The 23,720-nt window shown below is 73.4% G+C and carries 17 protein-coding genes; 2 read left to right on the top strand and 15 right to left on the bottom strand.

The window, feature by feature from the left end:
• Positions 1 to 3: 3 nt before the first annotated feature.
• From AC3WT4_RS10745 to AC3WT4_RS10700, 10 genes are all read right to left on the bottom strand, one after another.
• Complete coding sequence (locus AC3WT4_RS10745; protein WP_021480446.1) at positions 4 to 726, bottom strand: ABC transporter ATP-binding protein; 723 nt, start codon at positions 724 to 726, stop codon at positions 4 to 6.
• Between the two features lies 1 nt (position 727).
• Positions 728 to 1,597, bottom strand: coding sequence for an ABC transporter permease (locus AC3WT4_RS10740; RefSeq protein WP_021480445.1), 870 nt, complete (start codon positions 1,595 to 1,597; stop codon positions 728 to 730).
• Entirely contained in the window at positions 1,594 to 3,612 is a 2,019-nt protein-coding gene (locus AC3WT4_RS10735; RefSeq protein WP_074807695.1) for a glycosyltransferase, read from the bottom strand. Before AC3WT4_RS10735 ends, AC3WT4_RS10740 begins: the two co-directional genes overlap by 4 nt.
• Complete coding sequence (gene glf, locus AC3WT4_RS10730) at positions 3,609 to 4,796, bottom strand: UDP-galactopyranose mutase (protein ID WP_074807698.1); 1,188 nt, start codon at positions 4,794 to 4,796, stop codon at positions 3,609 to 3,611. The genes AC3WT4_RS10735 and glf overlap by 4 nt, the downstream gene beginning before the upstream one ends.
• A gap of 119 nt (positions 4,797 to 4,915) precedes the next feature.
• On the bottom strand, positions 4,916 to 6,940 hold the full coding sequence (locus AC3WT4_RS10725; RefSeq protein ID WP_492315429.1) for a DUF6541 family protein: 2,025 nt from the start codon (positions 6,938 to 6,940) through the stop codon (positions 4,916 to 4,918).
• Positions 6,933 to 7,778, bottom strand: coding sequence for a glycosyltransferase (locus AC3WT4_RS10720; protein WP_074807702.1), 846 nt, complete (start codon positions 7,776 to 7,778; stop codon positions 6,933 to 6,935). The genes AC3WT4_RS10725 and AC3WT4_RS10720 overlap by 8 nt, the downstream gene beginning before the upstream one ends.
• Entirely contained in the window at positions 7,775 to 8,734 is a 960-nt protein-coding gene (locus AC3WT4_RS10715) for a glycosyltransferase family 2 protein (RefSeq protein WP_492315428.1), read from the bottom strand. The genes AC3WT4_RS10720 and AC3WT4_RS10715 overlap by 4 nt, the downstream gene beginning before the upstream one ends.
• Positions 8,735 to 8,873: 139 nt before the next feature.
• Positions 8,874 to 10,184, bottom strand: a complete 1,311-nt coding sequence (locus AC3WT4_RS10710; RefSeq protein ID WP_492315427.1) for a nucleotide sugar dehydrogenase — start codon at positions 10,182 to 10,184, stop codon at positions 8,874 to 8,876.
• Positions 10,185 to 10,298: 114 nt separating this feature from the next.
• Entirely contained in the window at positions 10,299 to 12,362 is a 2,064-nt protein-coding gene (locus AC3WT4_RS10705; RefSeq protein WP_492315426.1) for an acyltransferase family protein, read from the bottom strand.
• 64 nt (positions 12,363 to 12,426) lie between these two features.
• Positions 12,427 to 14,589, bottom strand: coding sequence for a cell wall-binding repeat-containing protein (locus AC3WT4_RS10700; protein WP_492315425.1), 2,163 nt, complete (start codon positions 14,587 to 14,589; stop codon positions 12,427 to 12,429).
• Positions 14,590 to 14,702: 113 nt separating this feature from the next.
• Here AC3WT4_RS10700 and wecB point away from each other — a divergent pair, with 113 nt between their 5' ends.
• Together wecB and AC3WT4_RS10690 are read left to right on the top strand one after the other, a co-directional pair.
• Complete coding sequence (wecB, locus tag AC3WT4_RS10695; protein WP_074807713.1) at positions 14,703 to 15,776, top strand: non-hydrolyzing UDP-N-acetylglucosamine 2-epimerase; 1,074 nt, start codon at positions 14,703 to 14,705, stop codon at positions 15,774 to 15,776.
• A gap of 83 nt (positions 15,777 to 15,859) precedes the next feature.
• Positions 15,860 to 17,056: a glycosyltransferase family protein gene (locus AC3WT4_RS10690; RefSeq protein WP_492315424.1), complete on the top strand. Its 1,197-nt coding sequence runs from the start codon at positions 15,860 to 15,862 to the stop codon at positions 17,054 to 17,056.
• Between the two features lie 27 nt (positions 17,057 to 17,083).
• Here AC3WT4_RS10690 and AC3WT4_RS10685 read toward each other — a convergent pair whose 3' ends face one another.
• The 5 genes from AC3WT4_RS10685 to AC3WT4_RS10665 form a co-directional block, all read right to left on the bottom strand.
• Positions 17,084 to 18,244 (bottom strand): glycosyltransferase family protein, encoded by a 1,161-nt coding sequence (locus AC3WT4_RS10685; RefSeq protein ID WP_108047889.1) that lies wholly within the window; start codon positions 18,242 to 18,244, stop codon positions 17,084 to 17,086.
• A gap of 16 nt (positions 18,245 to 18,260) precedes the next feature.
• Entirely contained in the window at positions 18,261 to 20,045 is a 1,785-nt protein-coding gene (locus tag AC3WT4_RS10680) for an ABC transporter ATP-binding protein (protein ID WP_108047886.1), read from the bottom strand.
• Entirely contained in the window at positions 20,042 to 21,229 is a 1,188-nt protein-coding gene (locus AC3WT4_RS10675; protein WP_492315423.1) for a glycosyltransferase, read from the bottom strand. Before AC3WT4_RS10675 ends, AC3WT4_RS10680 begins: the two co-directional genes overlap by 4 nt.
• Before the next feature lie 99 nt (positions 21,230 to 21,328).
• Entirely contained in the window at positions 21,329 to 22,378 is a 1,050-nt protein-coding gene (locus AC3WT4_RS10670; RefSeq protein WP_492315422.1) for a glycosyltransferase, read from the bottom strand.
• 103 nt (positions 22,379 to 22,481) lie between these two features.
• On the bottom strand, positions 22,482 to 23,705 hold the full coding sequence (locus tag AC3WT4_RS10665; RefSeq protein ID WP_492315421.1) for a hypothetical protein: 1,224 nt from the start codon (positions 23,703 to 23,705) through the stop codon (positions 22,482 to 22,484).
• Positions 23,706 to 23,720: the final 15 nt, after the last annotated feature.

The raw sequence follows: 23,720 nt of genomic DNA, 5'->3' as shown, positions 1-23,720 counted from the left end.
CTCCTATACGGCCCGGAGGAGGTCGACCATGTCCCTGGTCGGACCGTCGGCGCGGACGCGCCCGCCCTCGAGCAGGACGCCACGCTCGCACAGCCCCGCCACCATGTCGAGGTCGTGGCTGACGATGACGAGCGTCCTGCCCTCGTCGCGCAGCTCCCGGACCCGGGCCAGGCACTTCTTCTGGAAGGGCTCGTCCCCCACGGCGAGGATCTCGTCGATGAGGAAGACCTCGGGGTCCGAGTGCACCGCGACCGCGAAGGCGAGGCGCAGGAACATGCCCGAGGAGTAGAACTTGACCTCGGTGTCGATGAAGCGCTCGATCTCGCTGAAGGCGACGATCTCGTCGAAGCGTCGCTCGATGTCGTCCTCCTGCATGCCCAGGATGGCACCGTTGAGGAAGACGTTCTCGCGTCCCGTGAGGTCGGGGTGAAAGCCTGCGCCGACCTCGATGAGACCGGCGACGCGACCCCGGGTCCTGACCGTCCCCTGGTCGGGGCGCAGCACGCCGGAGATGAGCTTGAGGAGCGTCGACTTCCCGGACCCGTTGAACCCGAGCAGCGCGACGGTCTCCCCCTCGGCGACGGTGAGGTCGATCGCGTCGAGCGCGACGAACTCGTCCGCGAGCCGCTGCCGGCGTACGGCCGACATCGCGAGCTCCTTGAGCGACCGGTTGTGCCGGAGCGTGAAGCTCTTCCGGACGTCCCGGATCTCGATGCTGGTCGTCATGTCACAGCTCCTGGGCGAAGCGCCCCTCGAGGCGCCGGAAGACGGACTGGCCGAGGAGCAGGAGCAGCAGGGCGATGCCGAGGCCGGCCCACCCGAACGCCCACATCGACGGCGGGAGCTCGATGTCGGGCGACGTCGTCCCCGGGTACCAGAACGCGTAGTGGAACAGCTCGACCGCGCCCGTGAGGGGGTTGAGCTGGTAGACCGCGAACAGCCAGGTCGGCAGGACGTCCCGGACGGCCTCCCACGGGTAGAGCACCGGGGAGAGCCACGTCGCCACCATGACGATGAGGTCGACGAAGTTCTCGGCGTCGCGGTAGAAGACGTTCACCGCGCCGAACAGCAGCCCGAGCCCCAGGGACAGCACCGCGACGATCGTGAACCCGAGCAGCCCCGCACCGAGCTCCGCCGGGTTCGGCCGCCAGCCGAAGATGACCGCGCCCACGAGGAGGACGAGCAGCTGCGGGAAGAAGTGCACGGCGGACACCCAGAGCGACGACACCGGGAAGAGCTCGCGCGGCAGGTAGATCTTCCGGATCAGCGGAGCGTTGCCGACGATCGACCGGGTCGCGTTGGAGAAGCCCTCACCGAAGAAGTTGATGACGACGATGCCCGAGAACAGGTAGACCGCGTAGTCCTCGATCCCCTTGTTCAGCCCGAGGAAGAGCCCGAGCGCGAGGAAGAAGACGACGAACTGGACCGCCGGCTTGACGTACGACCAGAGCATGCCGAGCACGGAGCCCCGGTACCGGACGCGGACCTCCTTCTTGACGATCAGCCGGAGGAGGAAGCGGTTCCGCACCACGTCGACGAGCCCGTGCCCGTGCCCGGGCTCGATCATGGGCCGCTCGGTCACGACCGTCTGGCTCATCGGGGCGTGGGAGGGTTCTCGTCGAAGGTCTGCTTCCACGCCTCCATCGACGTGATGCGAGGCAGCGCGTCACGGTACGAGGACCGCAGCTCCGCCCAGCGGGCGAAGAGCTCCGCGTGCAGCCGCACCCCCTCCGTGAGCATCGTCCGCACCTTGCGCGGGTCGCGCTTGTGCCAGGACGCACCGGTGCCCTCGGCGTTCGACACGATGGCGCTGTCGAACTGGGACAGACGCCACCAGCGGGCGTCCTGGTGCGGCACCAGGGTCTGCGGCTGCTCGGTGAACCGCGGGTCGACCGGCTTGCCGACCTGCCGGATGACGGTCTTCGCCGCCCACGGGACGAGCGTGAGCCGGTTCGGGACCTGGACACCGCGGCCCTTGTTGCGCGGCTTGCTCGGCGCAGGGGGCGGGAACTCGTCGAAGTCGGCCTTGTACTGCGCGTCCGAGAACTCCGCGACCATGCCACGGATCTCCGGGAGCTTCTTCCCGATGATCCCGTGCAGCGCGTCCGGCCCCTCGAGCACGTCCCGCATCGCCATGAGCCGGCCCTGCTCGGAGTAGTACTGCATCGAGATGAGGTGCTTGACGTCCATGTACGTGGACTCGCGCAGCACGCGGCCGCCGCGCTCGTACAGCGAGTACAGGAGCGTCGTGATCAGGCGGTTGCGCTCGTGGAAGTACGCCTGCCACCCGACGAGGTCGTCCTTGTCCGCCCAGGAGACGTGCCAGACGGCGGCACCGGGCAGCGAGACCGTCGGGAAGCCGTGGGCACGCGCACGCAGGCCGTACTCCGCGTCGTCCCACTTGATGAAGACGGGCAGCGAGAGCCCGATCTCCCGGATGACGGCGGTCGGGATGAGGCACATCCACCAGCCGTTGTAGTCGACGTCGACGCGGCGGTGCAGCCACGGGGTCGCGCGCAGCCCGCCTCCGCGGAAGTCGTGACCGTTCTCCATGTCCGCGTGCGGGAGCCCGGGCTGGATGCGCCAGGGCTCGACGATCTCGCCGAACGTGTGCAGCGTGGACCGGTTGTACATGTCGAACATGTGCCCGCCGACGAGCGTCGGTACGCGGGTGTAGTCGGCGAACGTCACCAGCCGCACCACGCTCTCGGGCTCGAGGACGATGTCGTCGTCCAGGAGGATGACGTAGTCGCTCTTGCCGGCCTGGACCGTCTCGTACATGCTGCGCGAGAAGCCGCCGGACCCGCCGATGTTGCCCTGCTCGACGATCCGGAGCTGCTCGCCGAGCTCGGCCGCGACGGCGTCGAAGCCCTCCTCGTCGCGGACGCGCTTCGTGCCCTGGTCGACGACGATCAGCTCGTCGAGGATCTCGCGGACCTCAGGGCTCTCGGCGACCGTGCGGATGGTCTCGAGGCAGTAGTCCGCGCGGTTGAACGTCGTGATGCCGACGCTGGTGCGTCCGTGCCGTCGTCCGGCCTCGGGGACCGACCAGGCAGCCTCGACGAGCACGAGCTGGTCGGTCCCGCCGATGAGGTCGAACCAGTACCAGCCGCCGTCGCCGAACTGCGCGAGCGAGAGGTCGACGACGGTGCTGGCGTCGCCCGAGACGGTGTGCGACTCGACGCGCTGCTGCACGCCACGCGCGTTGGAGCGGTAGACGGTGACGGTCCCGGTCCCGCGCGTCCGGACGGTGAGGCGGACCGAGTCGACCACGGTCCAGCGGCGCCAGTAGCTCGCGGGGAACGCGTTGAAGTACGTCGCGAAGGAGATGCGGCGGCCCGGGCGCACGGACATGGAGAAGCGTCCGCCGATGTCCTGGGACCGGACCGACTCGGACCCTCGGGAGCCCAGGTCGGAACGGCTCTTCGAGCCCCACATCGACTCGAGGTCGGTCTTCACGGGCTGCGCACGGAGCTCACCCGCCTCGACGTAGAGGGGGAGGGAGTCGGAGTCCGCGTCGAGGGGCAGGATGATCCGCTGCACGACCCGGAAGCCGTCGTCGGCCGCCCGGTCGTCGGTGACGACCGCCGTCTCGGTCTTGGCGCTGCTCATGCGTCCACTCCCCCGCTCTCGATGCCCGCTCCCCGCGCGAAGTGCGGGGCGAGCTTGTTGTCCACCATCGACAGCGCCGAGCCGATGGCCATGTGCATGTCGAGGTACTTGTACGTCCCGAGCCGACCGCCGAACAGGACGTCCTTCTCCCCGGCCGCGAGGTCGCGGTACGCGAGCAGCCGCGCGCGGTCCGCCGCCGTGTTGACGGGGTAGTACGGCTCGTCCGCCTTCTCCGCGAAGCGGGAGAACTCGCGCATGATCACGGTCTTGTCCGTGGGGTACTCCCGCTCCGGGTGGAAGTGCCGGAACTCGTGGATGCGCGTGTAGGGGACGTCGGCGTCGGCGTAGTTCATCACCGGGGTGCCCTGGAAGTCACCGACCGGGAGCACCTCCTCCTCGAAGTCGAGCGTCCGCCAGGAGAGGTCGCCCTCGGCGTAGTCGAAGTAGCGGTCGACCGGGCCCGTGTAGACCACCGGCACGTTCCCGAGGACGTTGCCCTTGCTCACGGGCTGCGACTCGTCGAAGAAGTCCACGCCGAGCCGGACCTCGATGTTCTTGTGGTCCGCCATGCGCTCGATCCACGCCGTGTAGCCGTCGACCGGGAGCCCCTCGTGCGTGTCGTTGAAGTAGCGGTTGTCGTACGTGTACCGCACGGGGAGCCGCGAGATGATCGACGCCGGCAGGTCGCGCGGGTCCGTCTGCCACTGCTTCGCGGTGTACTCGCGGATGAACGCCTCGTAGAGCGGGCGGCCGATGAGGGAGACGCCCTGCTCGTCGAGGTTCTCCGGCTTCTTGTCCCCGAGCTCGGCCGAGAGCTCCTTGACCAGCGCGCGGGCGGCGTCCGGACCGTGCGCCGAGCGGAAGAACTGGTTGATCGTGCCGAGGTTGATCGGCATCGGGAAGACCTCGCCCTTGTGCGTGGTGTACACGCGGTGGACGTAGCTCGTGAACGCCGTGAAGCGGTTCACGTACTCCCAGACCCGCTCGTTGGAGGTGTGGAAGAGGTGGGCACCGTAACGGTGCACCTCGATGCCGGTCGTCTTCTCGGCCTCGCTGTAGGCGTTGCCACCGATGTGGGTGCGCCGGTCGATCACGAGGACCTTCCGGCCGTACTCCTCGGCGATGCGCTCAGCGACGGTCAGGCCGAAGAAGCCCGACCCCACGACGACAAGATCCGCGTCCACTCAATCTCCTAGCCTCGACGAACAGCCGCCCAAGCCTACAAGGTCGGGGGTCGCCGCTCCGACGGGCCGCAGGGCCGGGTCACATCGCCACAAGACCTTCACCACCGCGGAGCGGGGTGTCAGCAGGCGGTCACCTCGTAGAGCCTCGCGTCGCCCTCCTGGGCGACGAGCCGCGCGACACCTGCTTCCTCGAGCCCTTCGAGCCCGGCGAAACCACCCTGACCGCCGTCCGACAGGCGTCGCCCCATGTCGAGCACGTATCCGATGTCGAGGGCCTCGACGGCGTCGCAGACCGCCGGGTCGACGAGCGCCTCGTTGAGCGCCGACGCCACGAGCGCCCGGTCCGGGTCCATGACCATGCCCATGTGCGGGTAGACCGCCTCGCGGTCCGCGAGCGCCCACACGAGGGCGCTGCCGTCCCAGGGGTCGCCCGCCACCGCCGTGCCCTCCGGCACGATCTCGTCGAGCCTGCCGAGGAGCCGCAGCTCGCGCGCGTCGATCAGGCCCGTCGAGCTCGCGGCCTCCGGGTCCACCCGGTACGCATGGCCCAGGTACGAGAACGACTCCCGGAACGTCGCCGTGCGCGGCAGGACCACGGAGACGAGCAGGCCGACCACCACGGCGACGGCGGCGCCCGCCCACGGCGAGACCCGCCTCGGGTCGGCGGCGCGCACGCGCGCGACGGCGACGAGACCGAGCCGGGCCAGCGCCCCGACGGCGACGACCGCGAGCGGGACGCCCACCACGGGTAGGAGCGCGGCGAGCCGCTGGGGATCGGCGTACCAGTACCCGGTGAGCGTCCCCCGCAGCGGCACGTCGACGGCACGGACCAGCACGTAGAGCCCCGCGAGGATCGCGTACGCGAAGGGCAGCCAGCGCCAGCGGGCCACCACCAGCGAGGCGAGCGCACCGACCACGACCAGGGCCGCGACGACGAGGTTGGGCGTCCCCGGGCCGATCGTCTCCGGCTCGGGGAAGTTCGGCGTGATCGAGGGGTGCATCGCGGTCAGCCGCAGCACCTCTCCGACCGCCTGCTCCCGGCCCGCGGTGACGGCCCACACCACCTTGCCGCGGAAGGCGCTGACCAGCGGGAGGCGCCCCAGCAGCCAGTACCCGGCGACCACGACCGCCACGGTGACCGGCCACGGCAGCAGCGCGACCGGCCAGGACCGGCCACGGTGCCGCAGGCGCACCGTGACCTGCACGAGCGCGTGGACGGCGAGCGGCACGACGACGAACCCGAGCGCGAAGACGCCGTTGGGCTGTGCGAGCGCGAGGGCGACGAGGCCCGCCAGGACGCCGAAGAGCGCCGGCAGCCGGCCCCGGCCGTGCGTGCGGACCAGGGCGACCACGCACAGGCCGAGCACCGCGGGGAGGAGCGCGTACGAGAGCACGTTCGGGTAGAGGAGCCCGAACGACACGAGCCGGTTCGGGAACTGGGTCATGGCGAACGACAGCGGGACGACGGCTCCCAGCAGCACCGGGCGCGGCCCGAACAGCACCCGGCCGAGCGCGAGCATGCCGAGCGGCCAGGCGACGCACGTCGCGGCGAGGGTCACCCAGTTCGCCGCGACGGGGATGCTCGACCCGGTCAGCTGGACGACGAGGCTGACCAGCCCGTGCCACAGCCCGGGGTAGAAGACCGTCGTCGCCTCGGGCTGCGTGAGCGTCATGTGGAACGACGACGCGTCGCCGTTCTCGAGGATCATGCGCACGGAGTTGAGGTGGTACGGGGTGTCGAAGGTCTGCGCGATCCGGTCGGGGCCGCCGATCCCGGCGGCGGTACGGCGCAGCTGGAGCGCGACCGCCACGACCGCCGTGACGGCGACCGCGACGGCGACCGCGTTGCGCACCCGCCCGGGGCGCAGGGACCCCGTGCTGCGCCGGCCCGAGAGCCTCCACACCCCGTACGCCGGTGCCGACAGGACCGCGGACGCTGCCAGGACCCACAGGACGTTCCACCGGGCCCCGACCTCGCCCACCAGCACGGCGGTCGTCCCGACCACCGCACCGGACAGGACGGGCGCGGCCCCCCACGCCACGAGGCCCCGCAGGCCCAGGGCGTAGGCGGATGCGATGCCGGGGACCACGAGGACGAGGACGGCCACGAGCGCCACGGCCCACGTCCCGAGCCAGTCACCCACGCCGACGACCTCCCCGGTCCGCGAGGAAGGTGCGGTAGAGCAGGGTGCGGACCTTCTCCGGGACGAGGCGGTACCCGCCGCGCACCGCGACGTTGCGCACCGCCTGGGTCGCGGACGTGAACCCGAGGCGGCGCATCCTGCGCTGGAGCTCGAGCTCGGACCGCAGGAGCCGCAGGCCGCCCCGTCGTGCGTAGGCGCCGGCCCCGACCCGGTACAGCAGCAACGGCTCGGCGACGTTGCGACCGCGCGCACCGGAGGCGAGCATGCGCGCGAAGAGCCAGTAGTCCTCGAGCAGCGGGAGGTCCTGGTAGCCGCCGGCCGCCTCGACCACCGACCGCCGGAACACGACGGTCGGATGGTTGAACGGCGAGTGGAACCGCGCGCCCGCCGCGATGTCACGGCTCGACAGCGGGGGGACGCGCACGAGCCCGGGCTCGTCCTCGGCGACGAACTCCTGGATCGCGGACCCGACGACGTCGTACCCCTGCGCGAGGAGCGGGACCTGCCGCGCGAACCGCTCGGGTCGGCACACGTCGTCCGCGTCCGTCCGCGCGACGACCTCGTGGGAGCAGCGCGCGAGCCCTGCCTCCAGGGCGAGCGCGAGGCCGACGTTCCGCTCCAGCCGCACGACCGTCACCGTGGGGCCGCTGTCCTCGATCTCGGCGACGACCTCGGCGAGCGCCGGGCCGACGGGACCGTCCTGGACGAGCACGACCTCGTCGGGGGCGAGGTCCTGCTCGACCGTCGCCGAGCGGAACGCGCGACGCAGGTGGGCGGCGTCGTCCCCGTGGTACACCGGCAGGAGGAGCGAGAACGGCGGGAGCGTCCCGGTGGTCATGCGGGCTGCTCCGACCGGCCGCGGCGCGCGTCCAGCGCCCCGACCTCGGCGGTGACGGGCCCCATGGCGGCGAGCGCGGTCGCGTTGCTGCGCGGGCGACGGAAGACGCCGTCCCGCGCACCGCGCAGCCCGGCGGCGCGCAGCACCGGGCGGTTCTGCGACCGGCGGAACGTCCGCGCCCAGCGCCGGAGCGAGGCGCCGAGGTAGAGGACGCGCTCCTCGGGCGACAGCGAGGGAGAGCGCAGGAGCATCCACAGCTTGTTGCGCACCTCGTAGTAGAAGCGCTCGCCCGGGTCCGCGTCCGTCGCGCCGAACGTCCGCGTCCGGTGCTCCACGACCGACGCCGGCACGTGCAGCCCCGTCCCGCGCCGCAGGAGGCGGGCCGAGTACTCGAAGTCGTCGTTCCAGATGAAGTAGTCCGCCACGGGGATGCCGTGGTGCCGCACCGCGCGCGCGTCGACGAGCATCGAGACGAACGAGGAGGACCGCACCGGCAGCGCACCGGCCTCCCGGGCGCGCGCGATCTGCTCCGCGGACGCGCCGGGCCGCCGGCGAGGCGTGTTCATCGGGTGGTCCCGGCCGTCGTGCCACACGACGCGGCTGCCCAGGAGGGCGACCGGGCCCGGGTAGGCGTCGCGGGCGGCGAGCAGCTCGGCGAGCGCGGTCGGCGTCGGGATCGTGTCGTCGTCCATGAGCCAGACGAGGTCCGCGCCGAGCGCCTCGACCGCGTGCGCGATGCCGACGGCGAAGCCCCCGGCTCCCCCGGTGTTCCGCGGGAGCTCCAGCACCTCGGCCCCCACGGGGTGCTCGGCGGCGACGACGGCGGAGTCGTCGTGGGACGCGTTGTCGACGACGACGACGTCGTCGAGGGGGCGGCTCTGCGCGGCGAGGGCGTCGAGCGCCTCCACGAGCAGGTCACGCCGGTCGTAGGCGACGACGACCGCGGCGATTCGCATGGGGGGACCTCACGGATGAACCGGACAGAGACGCGCGGAAGCGCACGTGCAGGATAGTGCACCGGCCGGGCGCGACCGCGCGGGTCGCCCGCCCCGGAGGACGGGCGGACCGCGCGCGACCGGTGCCCCGCCCGACGGGTCAGGCCCGCTCGGGCGCGTCGCCGCGGCCGAGGACGACGCGCGGGACGCCGGACCAGCGCTCGGCGGTCGTCACCCCCCGGCCGTCGACGACGAGACGGGCGCCGGGGACGTCCTCGACGCCGGTCTCGCGGTACTCGGCGTGGTCGGTCTGGACGACCACGACGTCGGCCTCGTCGCCGGTCCGGAAGGGCGTCAGGCCCAGCGCCACCAGCTCGTCGTCGGAGTAGAGCGGGTCGTGCACGCGCACGGAGGCACCGGCCTTCTCGAGCGCCGCGACGGTGGCGAAGACGCCCGAGAACGCGGTCTCCTTGACGCCGCCGCGGTACGCGGCGCCGAGGACGACGGCGCGGAGGCCGTCGAGCGACCCGAGCAGGTCCACCGCACGGCCGACGACGCGCTCCGGCATGGCCGCGTTGACGGCACGCGCCTCGCGCACGATGGAGGCCTCGGGGTCGACGGACAGGTAGAGCCGCGGGTACACCGGGATGCAGTGGCCGCCGACGGCGATGCCGGGCCGGTGGATGTGGCTGTACGGCTGCGAGTTGCTCGCGTCGATCACGGCGTGCACGTCGATCCCCTGCTTGTCCGCGAACAGGGCGAACTGGTTGGCCAGCCCGATGTTCACGTCGCGGTACGTCGTCTCGGCGAGCTTCGCGAGCTCCGAGGCCTCCGCGGAGCCGAGGTCCCAGACGCCGTTGGGTCGGTCCAGGTCGGGCCGCTCGTCGAAGTCGAGCACGGCCTCGTAGAAGGCACGAGCCCGCTCCGCGCCCTCGGCCGACAGCCCGCCGACCAGCTTGGGGTACTTGCGCAGGTCGGCGAACACACGGCCCGTCAGCACGCGCTCCGGGGAGAAGACCAGGTGGAAGTCCTCGCCCTCGACGAGACCGGAGATCTCCTCGAGCATCGGCTTCCACCGGTTGCGGGTCGTGCCCACGGGGAGCGTGGTCTCGTACGAGACGAGCGTGCCGGGGGTGAGGTTCTCGGCCAGGGACCGCGTGGCGGCGTCCATCCACCCGAAGTCGGGCTCCGCCGTCTCCTCGTCCACGAACAGCGGGACCACCAGCACGACGGCGTCCGCACCGGGGACCCCCTCGGCGTAGTCGGTGGTCGCACGCAACCTGCCGGCAGGGACGAGCTCGGCCAGCTTCTCGGCGAGGTCGGCCTCCCCCGGGAAGGGCTCCTTGCCCTCGTTGACCGTGGCGACCGTGGCCGCGTTGACGTCGACCCCGATCACCTCGTGCCCCTTGGACGCGAACTGGACGGCCAGGGGCAGGCCGATCTTTCCCAGGGCGACGACGGCGATGCGCATCGGTGTTCCTTCCGGCGAGGGGTGGTCGGTCCGGGGGCTTCCCGCTCGGGACCCGCACCGAGGTCGTTCGGCGCGCGGCGCTCGAACCACCGTGCAGGATACGCGAGGTGGGGATCACCGCGGCAGGGTCGTGAGGACCTCCGGGCCCAGGACCTCCGCCAGGCGCTCCGCCATCGTGGCGGTCAGGTGCGTCCCGTCCCGGTACACCAGCGTGTCGTCGATGACGGCCGGGCACGACGCGTCGTCGCAGAGGTACTCGTCGAGCGTGACGAACCGCGCCCCGGCCCGCGCCGCGGCCCGCCGCTCCGCCTCGTGGACGACGGTGTTGCGTGCGTCGGGCGGCAGCGCGCACGCCGCCGCGTCGTCGAGGTGCACGGACAGGCACGCGGTGGGCGACGCCCCCGGGGTGGGCGTGTCGCCCACGACCAGCACGGGGGTCGCGCCGGGGAGCGCACCCAGGGTCCGGCCGAGCGCGTCGGTCCACTCCTGCGCGCCGAACCGCGCGCCGTCCGGGGCGCCGGACTGCCCGGCGTAGTCGGCGACGACCACCGCCGACGGCGGATCGCTCGCGAGCCGGTCCAGGACGCGCTCCCGCCACGGCGAGCACGTGGGGTACGGCTGCCCTCGGCCCGTGACCACGTCGAGGTCCGCGGCGGGGCAGCCGCTCTTCGTCATGACCTCGAGCACGACGGCCCCGGCGTCGGCGAGGGGCAGCAGCGCGGGCACCAGCTGGCTCGCATGGGAGTCGCCGAACAGGACGACGCGCGGCGCGCCCGGGTCCGCCCCGTACCGGCAGGACCGCGCCGGCTCCTGCTCGGCCGCGTCGAGCTGGCAGCCGTCCGCGTAGACGACGGGCAGGTCGTCGCCGGCCTCGGCGAGCGACGGCTCGAGGTTCGCCGGCACGACCGCCGTCCCCTCGGGCGAGCGCCGCAGGTCCCCGCTCGCGACGACGGCGCCCGAGGACTGCGGAGCGCGGTCCGCGACCCCGACCATGAGCCCGGCCCCCAGCGCGACGGCGCACGTGGCCGAGAGCGCGACCGCACCGACCCGTCGGGGCGACGCGGAGCGGAGCCGTGGAGCCGTGCGGAAGGGGGTCTCCAGGTACCGGTACGACGCCCAGGCCACGGGGACGCAGGCCGCGGCCACGAGCAGCTGCCAGAGGACGGGCAGCGGCTCCGTCCGACCGAGGATCGCCTGCGGCAGCGTCATGGCCGGCCAGTGCACGAGGTAGAGCGAGTAGGAGATGCCACCCACCCAGACCATGGACGGACGGGCGAGCACGGCGACCGGGCCGCGCGCCCCGGCGCTCGCACCGGCGAGGACCACCGCCGCGGTGCCTGCCACGGGGAGGGCCGCCCACGGTGCCGGGAACGGGGTGGCGGCGTCGAGCAGGAGCACCGCCGCGACGACCGCCCCCAGCCCCGCCCAGCCGATCGGCACGGCCAGCCCACGAGGCAGCGCCGCGCCACGATGCAGCAGCGCCGCGACGAGCCCTCCGGCGGCGAGCTCCCACGCCCGCGCGGGCAGACCGAAGAACGCCCAGGGCTGAGAGCTGACCGTCAGCACCGCGCACGCCACGAACGACACCACGACGACCGCGCCGACGAGCGCGGTCAGGACGCGGTGGGAGCGGCGCACCGCGAAGAACCCGACGAGCAGCAGCGGCCACAGGAGGTAGAACTGCTCCTCGACACCGAGCGACCAGTAGTGCTGGAAGAGGGACGGGGGCTCCGTCTCCTCGAGGTACTGCGTCCCCCGGTGGGCGAAGAGCAGGTTGGGCACGTAGGCCGCCGTCGCGAGCGCGTCCACGGCGGCCTCGCGCACGCGGACCGGACCGAGGGTGAGGGCCGCGACGACCATCGTCACGACCAGCACGGCGAACGCCGCCGGGAGGATCCTGCGGGCGCGGCGCGCGTAGAACTCCGCGAGACCGAGCCTGCCGTCCGTCTCGAGCGACCGGAGCAGGTGCCCCGTGATGAGGAAGCCCGAGATCACGAAGAAGACGTCCACGCCGACGTAGCCGCCGGGCAGCCACGGCACGCCCGCGTGGTAGAGGACCACGGCCGCCACCGCGACGGCGCGCAGGCCCTGCACGTCGAGACGGAACCGGTCGGGCGCAGCACCCGTCCCGGCGCGCGCCCGGACGCCGGACGACGGGCGCTGCACGGGCGCGGGCACGGGCCGGCTCTCTACCGACCGTCGGGACGGTCGGAGCGCCCGCCCGCGCGGTCGCGCCGCCGGGTCATGAGGCGCTCCCGCGCACGTACGCGGAGAGCGCCTCACGGACGGGTTCGGACACCGCGCCCGCGCCGCCGAGCACGACCACGCGCGCGGGATCCAGCCGGTCCAGCTCCGCGGCGACCGACGCCGGGATGCGGGTGCTCGCGGTGAGCAGCACGGGGCCGCCACCGATGCCGGCGGCCGGCGCGCCCGACAGGCTGTCCGGGAAGTCCAGACCGTTCGCGACGAAGACGACGGGGACCCGCGGCGAGAAGGCCCGTGCCGAGACGGCCGCCGAGGTGGCGTACCGGTCGGCGCCGGCGGTGCGGGTCACCCCGCCGGGCGCGAGCGTCGCGAGCTGGTCCGCGACCGCGGCGGACACCGAGCCGGCCCCGCCCAGGACGACGATCCGACCCGGGCGCAGGCGCCGGAGCTCGCCCTCGACGGAGGCCGGGACGGAGGTCGGTCCGACGAGCAGCACCGGCGCCCGCTCGGCGCCCGCGACCGGTGCCGCGGACAGCGCGTCGGGGAACGCCAGGCCGTTCGCCACGTAGGCGACGTCCGGGCCCGGCGCGAACGTGGCCGCCGAGATCGCGGCCGACGTCGCGAACCGGTCGGCGCCGGAGAGGCGGGTCACCCCGCCCTGCGTCAGACCCTCCAGCTGCGCGACGACCGCGCCGGGCACCACGCCGGTGCCGCCCAGCACGACGATCCGGCCCGGGCGGAGTCGCTCGAGCTCCTGCAGGACCGGTGTGGGGACGGCCGTCGACGCGACGAGCAGCACCGGCGCACCACCGACGACGGCCGCCGCGCCACCCGAGAGCGCGTCCGGGAAGGCCTGGCCGTTCGCGACGTACGCGACGGGGACGCCGGGCGAGAACGTCGCCGCCGAGATCGCGGCCGACGTCGCGTAGCGGTTCGCGCCCGAGATCCGCTCCGCCCGGACGACGTACTGCTGGAAGTAGCGCGCCGCGAGGTCCTGGACGTGCGCCAGCCGGCCGTAGGCGAGCCCACCGGGGCACTCCGTCTGGTGGGTGTCCCGGTGGCCGAAGACCTTCGGGAGGACGACCGACTGTCCTGCGGCGAACCGGCCGCCCGCGGTCCTGCTCGCCGCCGTGAACGTCGCGGTCCCCGCCGGGTCCACGCCGTAGCGCGCCAGGCGGTACGCGATGATCTTCGCGACGCCGTCGAGCTGGGCCTCCGGCGGCGCCGTGCTCGTGTAGGTCCCGACCATCGCGACCCCGACGGTGCCCGTGTTGAAGCCGCCCGTGTGGGCGCCGATCAGCGCCGTCTCCAGGCTGCCGGCGGCGCCCTCGTAGACGTTGCCCCACTTGTCGACCAGGAAGTTGTAGCCGAGGTCGCACCACCCGTTCCCGTTCGGGGCGGCGGCCTGGTGGAACGCCTGGTCGTTCCGGATGAGCTGCATGACCTGAGCGGTGGACGTGTAGTCGTTCGTGTTCACCGTGTGGTGGACCACGCCGCCCTTGAGGGCGGGGGCCGCGTCCCAGGCGCACCGGGCCGGGGCGGCGCCCCACTGCGCCCGCGTGACGATCACCGGTCCGGCGGCCGCCTGCGCCCGGTCCTCCGCGGGCACCGCCCCCGCTCCCCCGGCCCCGGCCGCCCCGACCGGCTCGGAGGACACCGTCGTGACGCGGACGCCGTCGGGGAGTTCGGCGCCCGGGTCGACGGTGGACACCTCGACCGCCTCCGACTCGCCCACGTAGACGGTGGTCGTCGCGACGACGTCGCCCGTCCCCGTGTCCGCGCCGTCGGTCGACCTCTCGGCATGCGTCCACGGTCCCCAGGCACCGTCCTCCTGGAGGGCTCGCAGCCGGAGCTCGGGCACCGCGCCGTCGAGGCGCGACGGCCATGTCAGCGCGGCGGTCTGGAAGCCGTCCTCGACCGTGATCACGCCGCCCGGCGTCAGGTCGTGGGTCACGACGGAGGCCGCGGCGGTGCCGACCTCCGGCAGGTCCGCGGTCACGGCGGGCACCTGGGCCGCGGCGTCCGGAGACTCGGGATCGGCAGGTCCCGGCGTGGCGCTCGCGGCCGGGGCGAGCGCCAGCGAGAGCACGAGGAACGGCGTCGCGGCGTACCGCAGACGGCGGGCGCCCCGGTCGCCGGGGCGCGTCCTGCCCGTCCGGGCGGTCGTCGACATGATGGTGCGTGCTGCGTGGCGCGCCACGATTCGCCTCCTGATGGTGGGCCCCCTGCGTCGGCACAGACGGCGACGGAGGCCGAACCTAGCCGAGATCGTCGACCGGGGAAAGCACCTCGCGCCCGCTAGCATCGACGCTCGTGAAGATCCTCAGCGTCGTCGGCGCGCGTCCGCAGTTCGTCAAGCTCGCCCCGATCGCGCAGGCGGCCGCGGCGGCAGGAGCCGAGCACGTCATCGTCCACACGGGTCAGCACTACGACCCGATGCTGTCCGACGTGTTCTTCCGCGACCTCGGGATCCCCGACCCGGACGTGCACCTGGGCGTCGGGTCCGGCAGCCACGGCGTGCAGACGGGCGCGATCCTCGGCGCCCTCGACGCCGTGCTCGACGAGCACCGGCCCGACTGGGTCCTCGCGTACGGCGACACCAACTCGACGCTCGCCGCCGCGGTGTCGGCGGTCAAGCTGCACGTCCCCCTCGCGCACCTCGAGGCGGGCCTGCGGTCCTTCAACCGGCGCATGCCCGAGGAGCACAACCGCGTCCTCACGGACCACGCCGCCGACCTGTGCCTCGCACCGACGCAGGTCGCGATGGACCACCTCGCGTCCGAAGGGCTGGGGGCGCGCTCCGTCCTCGTCGGCGACGTGATGACCGACGTCCTGCTCCAGGTCAGGGACGCGGTCGCCGACCGCGGCGTCCCGCTGCTCGCCGAGCTCGGGCTCGAGCCCGGCGGCTTCCACCTCGCCACGATCCACCGCGCCGAGAACACGGACGACCCGGAGCGGATGGCGGCGATCGTCGACGCGCTCGCCGGTCTCGACCGCCCGGTCGTGCTGCTCGCGCACCCCCGTGTCGTCGCCAAGGCGGCCGAGCACGGCGTGTCCCTCGACCGTGGCGCCCTGCGGTCCCACGCCCCGCTCGCGTACCCCGACCTCGTCGCGGCGGCGTTGCGCAGCGCCGGGGTGGTCACGGACTCCGGCGGCCTGCAGAAGGAGGCGTTCCTGCTGCGCGTGCCCTGCACGACGATCCGCACGGAGACCGAGTGGGTCGAGACCATCGGCCTCGGGTGGAACGTCCTGGCCGACGACGCGGAGGCGATCCGCGCGGCCGTCTCGCGACCCCGCCCCTCGGCGACCGACGCCGCTCCGTACGGTGACGGCCACGCCGCCCGGCGGGTCGTGGAGACGCTCGCGGAGGCGGCCGGCACCGCCTGACGACCGCCGGACCTGCCGCGATCCCCCTCGGATAGGATCGCGGTCGCGCCGGCAGGCGCCCGTCGACGAAAGGTGTGGCCGCAGTGACCAGCCCGAACGGACCGCGATCAGCGCTGGTGCTCTCGTACTCGGTCATCGAGTCCGACCCCCGCGTCCGGCGGCAGGTGGACTGGCTCACCGGCGCCGGGTGGGAGGTCGACACGCTCGGCCTGGGCGGTCGCCCGACGCCGGACGTCCGGGACCACTTCGCGCTGGCCGAGCCGTCCCGCTGGGTCACGTCGCGCGCCGGCGTCCTCGCCGCTCAGCTCCTCCTGCCGCCGCGGGCGCGGTTCCGGCGCCAGCTCGTGTCCCGGATCCCCGCGGAGGCGACGGCTCGGCTCCGCGCCGGAGACTACGACCTCGTCGTCTTCAACGAGACGGAGTTCGGCCCGCTCGTGGCCGACCCGAAGGTCTTCACCCCGGCCGCCCGACGCGCACGGCTCCACGTCGACCTGCACGAGTACCACAACCCCGTGCAGCGTCGCCGGACGCTCGGCGCGCGGATCACCGGCTCGCACTACCGCTGGGTGCGTCGCTTCATCGGCCACCCCGCCTTCACGTCACGCTCGGTCGTCAATGCCCCGATCGGCCGCCTCTACGTCGACGAGTTCGGCATCGCGGAGCCCGTCCCCGTGCGGAACATCCCGCCCTTCGTCGGGCAGGAGCCCAGCGCCGTCGACCCGGCCGAGGTCCGGCTCCTCTTCCACGGGCTCGCGTCGGCCCGGCGGGGATTCGACGAGATCCTCGAGGCGATGCGCGTCCTGCCCGCACGCTTCTCGATGACCTTCATGCTCATGCCCAACCCGGCGGTCCGTGCGCGGCTCCAGGAGCAGATCGACGTGCACCCCGCCCGCGACCGGATCCGGATCGTGCCCCCGGCGCCGATGCGCGAGCTCGCCGAGCGGATCAACGGGTACGACCTCGAGATCATCTTCTACCGCCCGCTTGAGCGGAACCTGGAGTTCGCCCTGCCGAACAAGTTCTTCGAGGCGGTCCAGGGACGCCTCGGCGTCGTGGTCGGCGAGAGCCCGGCGATGGCCGAGCTCGTGCGGGAGCACGGGATCGGGGTCGTCGTCCCGGGTTTCGAGGGGACGGACCTGGCCGCCGCCCTGGACGCCCTCACGCCGGACGACGTCGAGCGCATCAAGGCAGCGTCGCACCGCGCCGCCGACGTGCTCAACGCCGAGGTGGAGCGGGAGGCGTTCCTCGCCGCCGTCGGCGCCGCCCCGGCCGGCCGCTGACACGCCCCACCGTCCGCGTCCGCCCGGTCAGCCTCGCGCGCGAGCCGGGCGGAGTGCCGCGACCGCGCGCACCCACACCGGCAGCTGCGCCTCCGCGGAGAGCAGCTCCGCCGCCTCGTCGGCAGCGCGCTTCCACCCCGCCACCGCCTCCGGCGTCAGGGCGTCGACGACGGCCCGGATCGCGTCGACGTCGAAGCCCTCCGCCACGGCGCCGAGACCGTGCTCGCGCACGAGGCGCGCCATCGCCGGGGTCGGGCCGACGACGACCCCGACCCGCGCCTGGACGTAGTCGAAGAACTTGTTCGGCAGCGCCAGCGCGTTGTTGGTCACCGTCGGCGGGAGCACGTGGATCCCGACGTCGTGCGCGTTGATCACGTCGAGCAGCTCGTCGTGCGGGACGGCGTCCGCCACCTGCACGCGCTCGCCGAGGCGCCGGGCGAGCGCCCGGAGCTCCTCGACGTACGCCGGGTCGTTGCCCGTCAGGTACAGGGTGAGCCGCACGTCCGCCGTCGAGGTCGCCACCGCGGTCATCATGTTCTCCAGGCGCCGGCCCCGGAGCGACGCCCCGGGGTGGACGATCCGGACGGGCGAGCCGACCGGCGTCGGCGCCGTCCGGACGTAGGCGGGCGAGTTCGTCACCACGTCGGGGCGCAGCCCCAGCGGCTCGTACGCCTCGGCGACGCTCTCGCCGACCGTCGTCAACGAGTGCGCGCGCGACGCGTACCGCCGGACCAGCCACTCGAGGTAGGGCTTGCGGAGCCGGACCCACCGAGGGTTGTCGTCGTGCATCCCGGGGTAGAACTCGTGCAGGTCGCCGTGGACGCTGCTGCCCGGCGCGAGGCCGAGCGCGAGCGGCAGCGCGTCGATGTCGTTCGCCAGGACCCGGTCCGGACGCTCCCGGCGCAGCGCGCGCCGGGCCGACCGCACGGCCGGCTGGCTCCAGTAGAGGAGGCGGTACGCGTGGAGCCTCAGCAGCACGGCCTCCGCGTAGAACCGCGCCTTCCGGCGCCAGCCCGCCGACGCCGGGACGCGGAGCTCGACGTGGCGCGCCGCGCCGGGCACGGCCGGTCCCCAGCCGGCGGTGACCACGTGGTACCGGTCGGCGAAGAGCGCGATCTGCCGACGCAGTCGTGCGTCCTGCTCCAGGCGGGAGAACGAGAGGATGAGCAGCGTGTCGGTCGTCGTCATGGCTGTCCGCCCCGCGCTAGACGAGGCCGGCGAGGCTGGCCTGCAGGTGGAACGCGGGGTTGGCGGCCACGACGTCGTCGAACGTCCCGGAGGCCACGATCTCCCCCTCCTCCATGTAGAGGATCTGGTCGGCGTCCCGGATCGTCGAGAGACGGTGGGCGACGGAGATCACCGTGACATCCCCCGCGAGCTCGTTGATGGCCGCCGCCACGTCCGCCTCCGTCTTCGTGTCGAGAGCGCTCGTCGCCTCGTCGAGCACGACCACGAGCGGGTCGGAGTAGAGCGCCCGCGCGATGCCCAGGCGCTGCCGCTGACCCCCCGAGAGCGCGAGCCCTCCCTCGCCGATCCGCTCGTCCATCCCGCGCGAGCGAGCCGTGACGGCGTCCCACAGCTGCGCGCGCCGCAGGGCCTTCTCGACCCGGTCCCGGTCGAAGTCCCCACCCCACGTCAGGGCGACGTTCTGGGCGATCGAGCCGTCGAACAGGGCGACCGCCTGGGGGACGTAGCCCACGTGCCGGCGCCAGTCCGAGGGCCGCTGGGCGTGGACGCCACCACCGAACGAGACGGTCCCTCCGCTCGGCTCGAGCAGGCCGAGCAGGATGTCGACCAGCGTCGACTTCCCGGCTCCCGACGCCCCCACGATCCCGACGGTCGAGCCGAACGGGATCGTCAGGTCCACCTCGCGGAGGGCGGGCTCGGAGGCCGTCGGGTAGGTGTAGGAGACGCGGCGCATCTCGATCGCCAGGGACCCGGGAAGGTCCGGGCCTGCGTCGTCGTCCCGGGGCTCCGCCGCCGTGACCCTCTCCCGCGACCGCTCGATGTCGCCGATGATCGTCCGGATGTACGGGTCCGCCGAGACCGAGCTCGTGATGATCGACTGGAACGACGTGATCGAGGGAACGAGCCGGAAGCCCGCGATCCCGAAGAGCGCGAGCGCCGAGACGGCCTCCGTCATGCCCCCCATGAGGTACCCCACACCACCGGTGAGCACGAAGCCCCCGATGACCGCCGCGTCGAGCACGAACCTCGGGACCGCACGGAGGAAGTAGAGGTTGGACCGCGCGCGCGAGGTCCGCATCCGCGTCCGGGCGACCGCCTGCGCCACCTCGTCCTCCTTCTCGCGGAGGGTGATCTCCTTGAGCGCCGCCATCATGCCCGTGAGGAGGCCGGCGACCTTGAGCGACGAGTCCCGCGCGACGCGCGCGGCCACCCGGGTGCGCTTCCCCAGCACGTAGTACTGGAGGACGCCGATCCCCCCGAGGTAGGCCAGCGTGATCACGGCCGTGAGGGGCTGCTGGATGAAGATGATCACGACGACGCCCACCGCGGTGACGAGCAGGCCCGGGACCGTCGTCAGGGGCAGCAGCAGGCCACCCACCACGCTCGACACGCCGCCGTCGGTGAGCTGGATCACGCGGGGGGTGCTGATGTTGATGCGCTCGGTCCAGGGCGAGTGGATGTAGGACCGGAAGAGATGGTCGCCCACCGAGAGCTCGAAGCCGGCGAAGTGCCGTGTCGCCTTCCACTGCAGGGCGACGCCCAACGCGGACTTCAGCAGGACCACGCCCGAGAGGACGAGGATGAGCGCCGGTACGGAGTCCGCGGGGATCGTGCCGAGGAAGGGGATGGAGAACTCCCCTCCCCCCACCGCCGCCGCGAGGACGCTCGAGAGCAGCATCAGCGCGATGACGTCGAGCACCGACAGGAAGGCCGAGCCGATCGAGAAGACCACGAGGAACCGTTGCGCGCTGCGCGGCAGGTAGGGAGCGAGCGAGCGGTACTGGTCGAGAAGCCGCTTCATCGGGCCACCACCGCTTCGTAGAGCTCTGCCGCGCGAGCGAACTCGTGCTCCCAGGTCATGTCCGGCGCAGCACGCCGTGCCGCCTCGCGGTAGACGTCGCCGGACTCCAGCACGTCCTCGATCGCCCGGGCCAGGGCCTCGACGTCCCGTGCCGGTGCGACGACGCCGACCCCGAGGGACGTGACCACCTCGGCGACGTCCTCCGCGTCGGACGCGACGAGAGGCAGCCCCGCCTGGATCGACTGGAACAGCTTGTTGGGCAGGCTGTAGACCGAGTTGAGGCTCACGGGCTGGGGGTAGACGACGGAGACGTCGGCGTCGAGGATCGCGGTCGGCACCGCGTCGGAGTCGACGGGCGGGACGAAGCGGACGCGGTCGGCGACCCCGTGCTCCCGCGCCACGGACGCGATGTGGTCGCGCGAGCGCTGGGGCGCGGGACCGATGAGGGCGAGGTAGACGTCGTCGGGCAACGACGCCAGCGCCCGGACCGTCTCGGCCACGCCGCGCGCGGGCCCGATCAGGCCGACGTGGACCAGGAGACGGGCACCCTCCGGGATCTCCGCCGAGGCGCGCAGGAGCCCCTGGGCGCCGGGTGCGGGGAGCGACGCCGCCACGGGGACGTTCCGCACGAGCGTCGGCTCGACGTCGAGCGAGAAGCGGTCCACCATCCATCGCTGGATGCCCGGGGAGACGGTGATCGTCCCCGCCCACCGGGACGACGCACGGTCGAGGATCCACCGGTAGTACGCGGCGATCCGGGGCGGCAGCGTCTGCGCCTCCCAGATCTCGTGCGCGTCGTAGACGAACGGGACGCGGGACACCAGCCGCACGAGCAGGGCGGCGAACAGCGTGTCGGCGTCGTGCGCGTGGACGACGTCGGGCTTCCACCGGCGGACGGCCACCGCGGCGCGCAGGGCGAAGGTCCACTGGCGCAGGCCGAGCTGGAGCCAGCGACGTCGCGACTTCGGACCGGGCTTGACCCGGTCCGTCGTCCGTGCCCGCGGGCCGAGGCGGACGATCACGCCGCCGCTCGGCCGGCGCTCCTCGCCCGGGGGGAACCGGGTGACCCCTCCGCCCACGGCGAAGAGGCGCGCCTCGTGACCGTTCTCCGCGGCGGAGTCGAGGTACTTGAGGACCCGCGCGTCGCCATGGGTGTCGTTGTGGACGATGTATGCGATGCGCATGGGTCTCCAGGTCAGGGTTCGAGAACCGGGCGATTCTACCGAGCCCGCGTCAGGTCGATGACGGGGTCCGGCCTCCGACCGCGCCGTCCGGGTCCGGGCTCACCGCCGGCACAGCACCGACGCGGTCATGAAGCGCAGGGGCGCCTCGCGCGCCAGGAGCCGCGACGGGTCCCGGGTCAGGAGGGCGGCGGGGCTGCGGAACCGGCGGCGGGCGACGCTCCTCGCGAAGAGCACCGGCACGGGTGTCCGCGGGTCGAGGACGGCGTCGAGGACCCGGCGGTCGGCGATCGAGAGGACCCGCTCCGCGCCCGGCGCCAGGTCCAGGACCTGCCGGGTCACCGCACGGAGGTCGTCGCGTTCCTGCCGTGTCCAGAAGTCGGGGTCCGGCCGGTTGTGCACGGCGCCGAACACCTGGACGCGCAGGAACTTCACCGCGTACGACGCCTTCTCGCGCGGACCGAGCGCGGCGAACCGCGCGTCGTCGAGCAGGCTCGAGAGGTAGGTGAACTCCTCCGCCACGGGCTTGGGTCGGAAGGTCACCCGGTCGGTGGCGTCGGCCCCGATGACGTACGCCGGGCCCGTGCGGTCGTAGCTGATCCGCCGCCCCGAGAACCACAGCGAGAGCACGAACGCGATGTCGCCGCCGACGGGCGCGCCCTCGGTGAGCCGGAGCGTCGGGAAGGCGTCCCGGCGGAGGATGCCCAGCGGGGCGCTGCGGTACGAGAGGCGGTCGCGCGTGCCCTCGAGACGGCGGGTCCGCCAGGGCCGCACCGGCGGCGTGGGGACGTAGGCGCCCGCCGCGTGCCGCAGGTGCGTCACCACGACGTCGGCGTCGTCGGTCCGCTGCCGACGCACCCACGAGTCCACGGCGCCCGGTTCGAGCAGGTCGTCCGAACCCATGATCCCTACGAAGGGCGCGGTCGCCTCGTCCAGGCCGCGGTTGAAGGGGCCCGACGGCGACCGGACGCCGTCCCGGTGCTCGACGAGCCGCAGCCGCGGGTCGCCCGCGTGCGCCCCGAGCTTCTCGGCGATCGCGCCGGCCTCGACCTCGTGGCAGACGACCGTGACCCGCAGCGGCGTGCGCGTGTGGTCGAGCACCGACGCCACCGCGCGCTCGACGGGTCTCGCCGTGCTGTGGACGGCGATCACGAGATCGACGACAGGACCGGACGACGGTTCCACCACTGCTCCTCCTGCTCCATGGTCGGTGCGCGGTGCACCGGGCGACGGCTCACGGCTCACGGCTCACGGCTCACGATCCGAGGAGGAACGGTCGCAACGCCGCCGCCGCGAGAGCGCCGTCGTGCACCGCGGCGACGAACTCCGGGCCGTCGGCAGCCAGGTCCCGGTAGCGCTCACGGTGCGCCACGACGTCGAGGAGGACGCCCCGCAGGGTGTCCGGGGTGGCCTCGACCACCGGGAGCTCCTTCCCCGTCGCCCGGCGCACGCGCTCCCGCACCTCCGGGGTGACGTGACCCACCACGACCCTCCCCGCCGCCATCGCCTCGCACGCGGCGACGCCGTAGCTCCCGATGCGGAACTGGTCGAGGACGACGTCCGCGCCCGCGTAGAGGTCGGGCATCCGCGCCGCGGGCACGCCCTCGACGACCTCGTAGTCCACGACGCCCTCGGCGGCGAGACGCTCGACCACCGGTGCGACGAGGGCCGTCCCCTTCACGGCGGAGCTGCTCGGCACGTGCACGATGCGAGGACGTGCCCGCTCGAGCGCGGCGGCGTCGGTGCGCCAACGAGCCGGGTCGACCACGACGGGGCACCACGTCGCCGTCGGGACGTCGTCGAGCAGGTCCGGGGTGGAGACGAAGACCGGCGCACCGAGCGCCTCCAGGCCGGCCAGGTTGCGGCGCGCGGTGTCCTCGAGGACCTCGAACCGCGGGTCGTCGTGGAACGGCGACCACCGACCGGCGGCCCGGTGCCGGCTCGGCAGCCGGACGTCCGTGCCGTGGCACATCATCGCGACGTGCAGGCCCGCGTCGCGCAGCGACCGCGCCTCGGCGAACGCGTCCCCGGCGTGGAGCCGTCCGAGCAGCGGGCGCTCGGCCTCGAACAGGACGTGCGTGAACCGTCGGAGGTACGCCTCGCGCTCCTGCTGCCAGCGGTGGCTCATGAGGTAGGTGGCGATGGGCACGGCGTCGTCGGCCGGGAAGCGGAACCCGTGGTCCGCCTCGGCGGCCATGTTGACCGCGCCGACGCCGTCCAGGTGGCGCTCCACCGCTCGGCTCCAGAGATACCCCTGGCCGGCGTAGTTGGTGGGCCCGACGTACAGGCGCACGGGCGCGTCGGGGACGGGCGGCGGCGGGACCGTCCGGCCGGACGCCGCACCACCGATCCGCTGGACCGCACGACCGAGCGGGCCGCTGCCGGGAGCCACGATCCTGTCGATCATCGCGTTGACCGGGCGCGGCAGCCGGGAGCGTCGCGCCACCAGCGCGCTGACCAGGCGGTTGACGACGCTCACGGGCGGCTCCGTCCG

The organism is Cellulosimicrobium sp. EB106-03-01-XG111 (genome assembly GCF_058792115.1).
The sequence above is the reverse complement of the archived record's forward strand: the minus strand, read 5'-3'. Positions and strand labels throughout refer to the sequence as shown.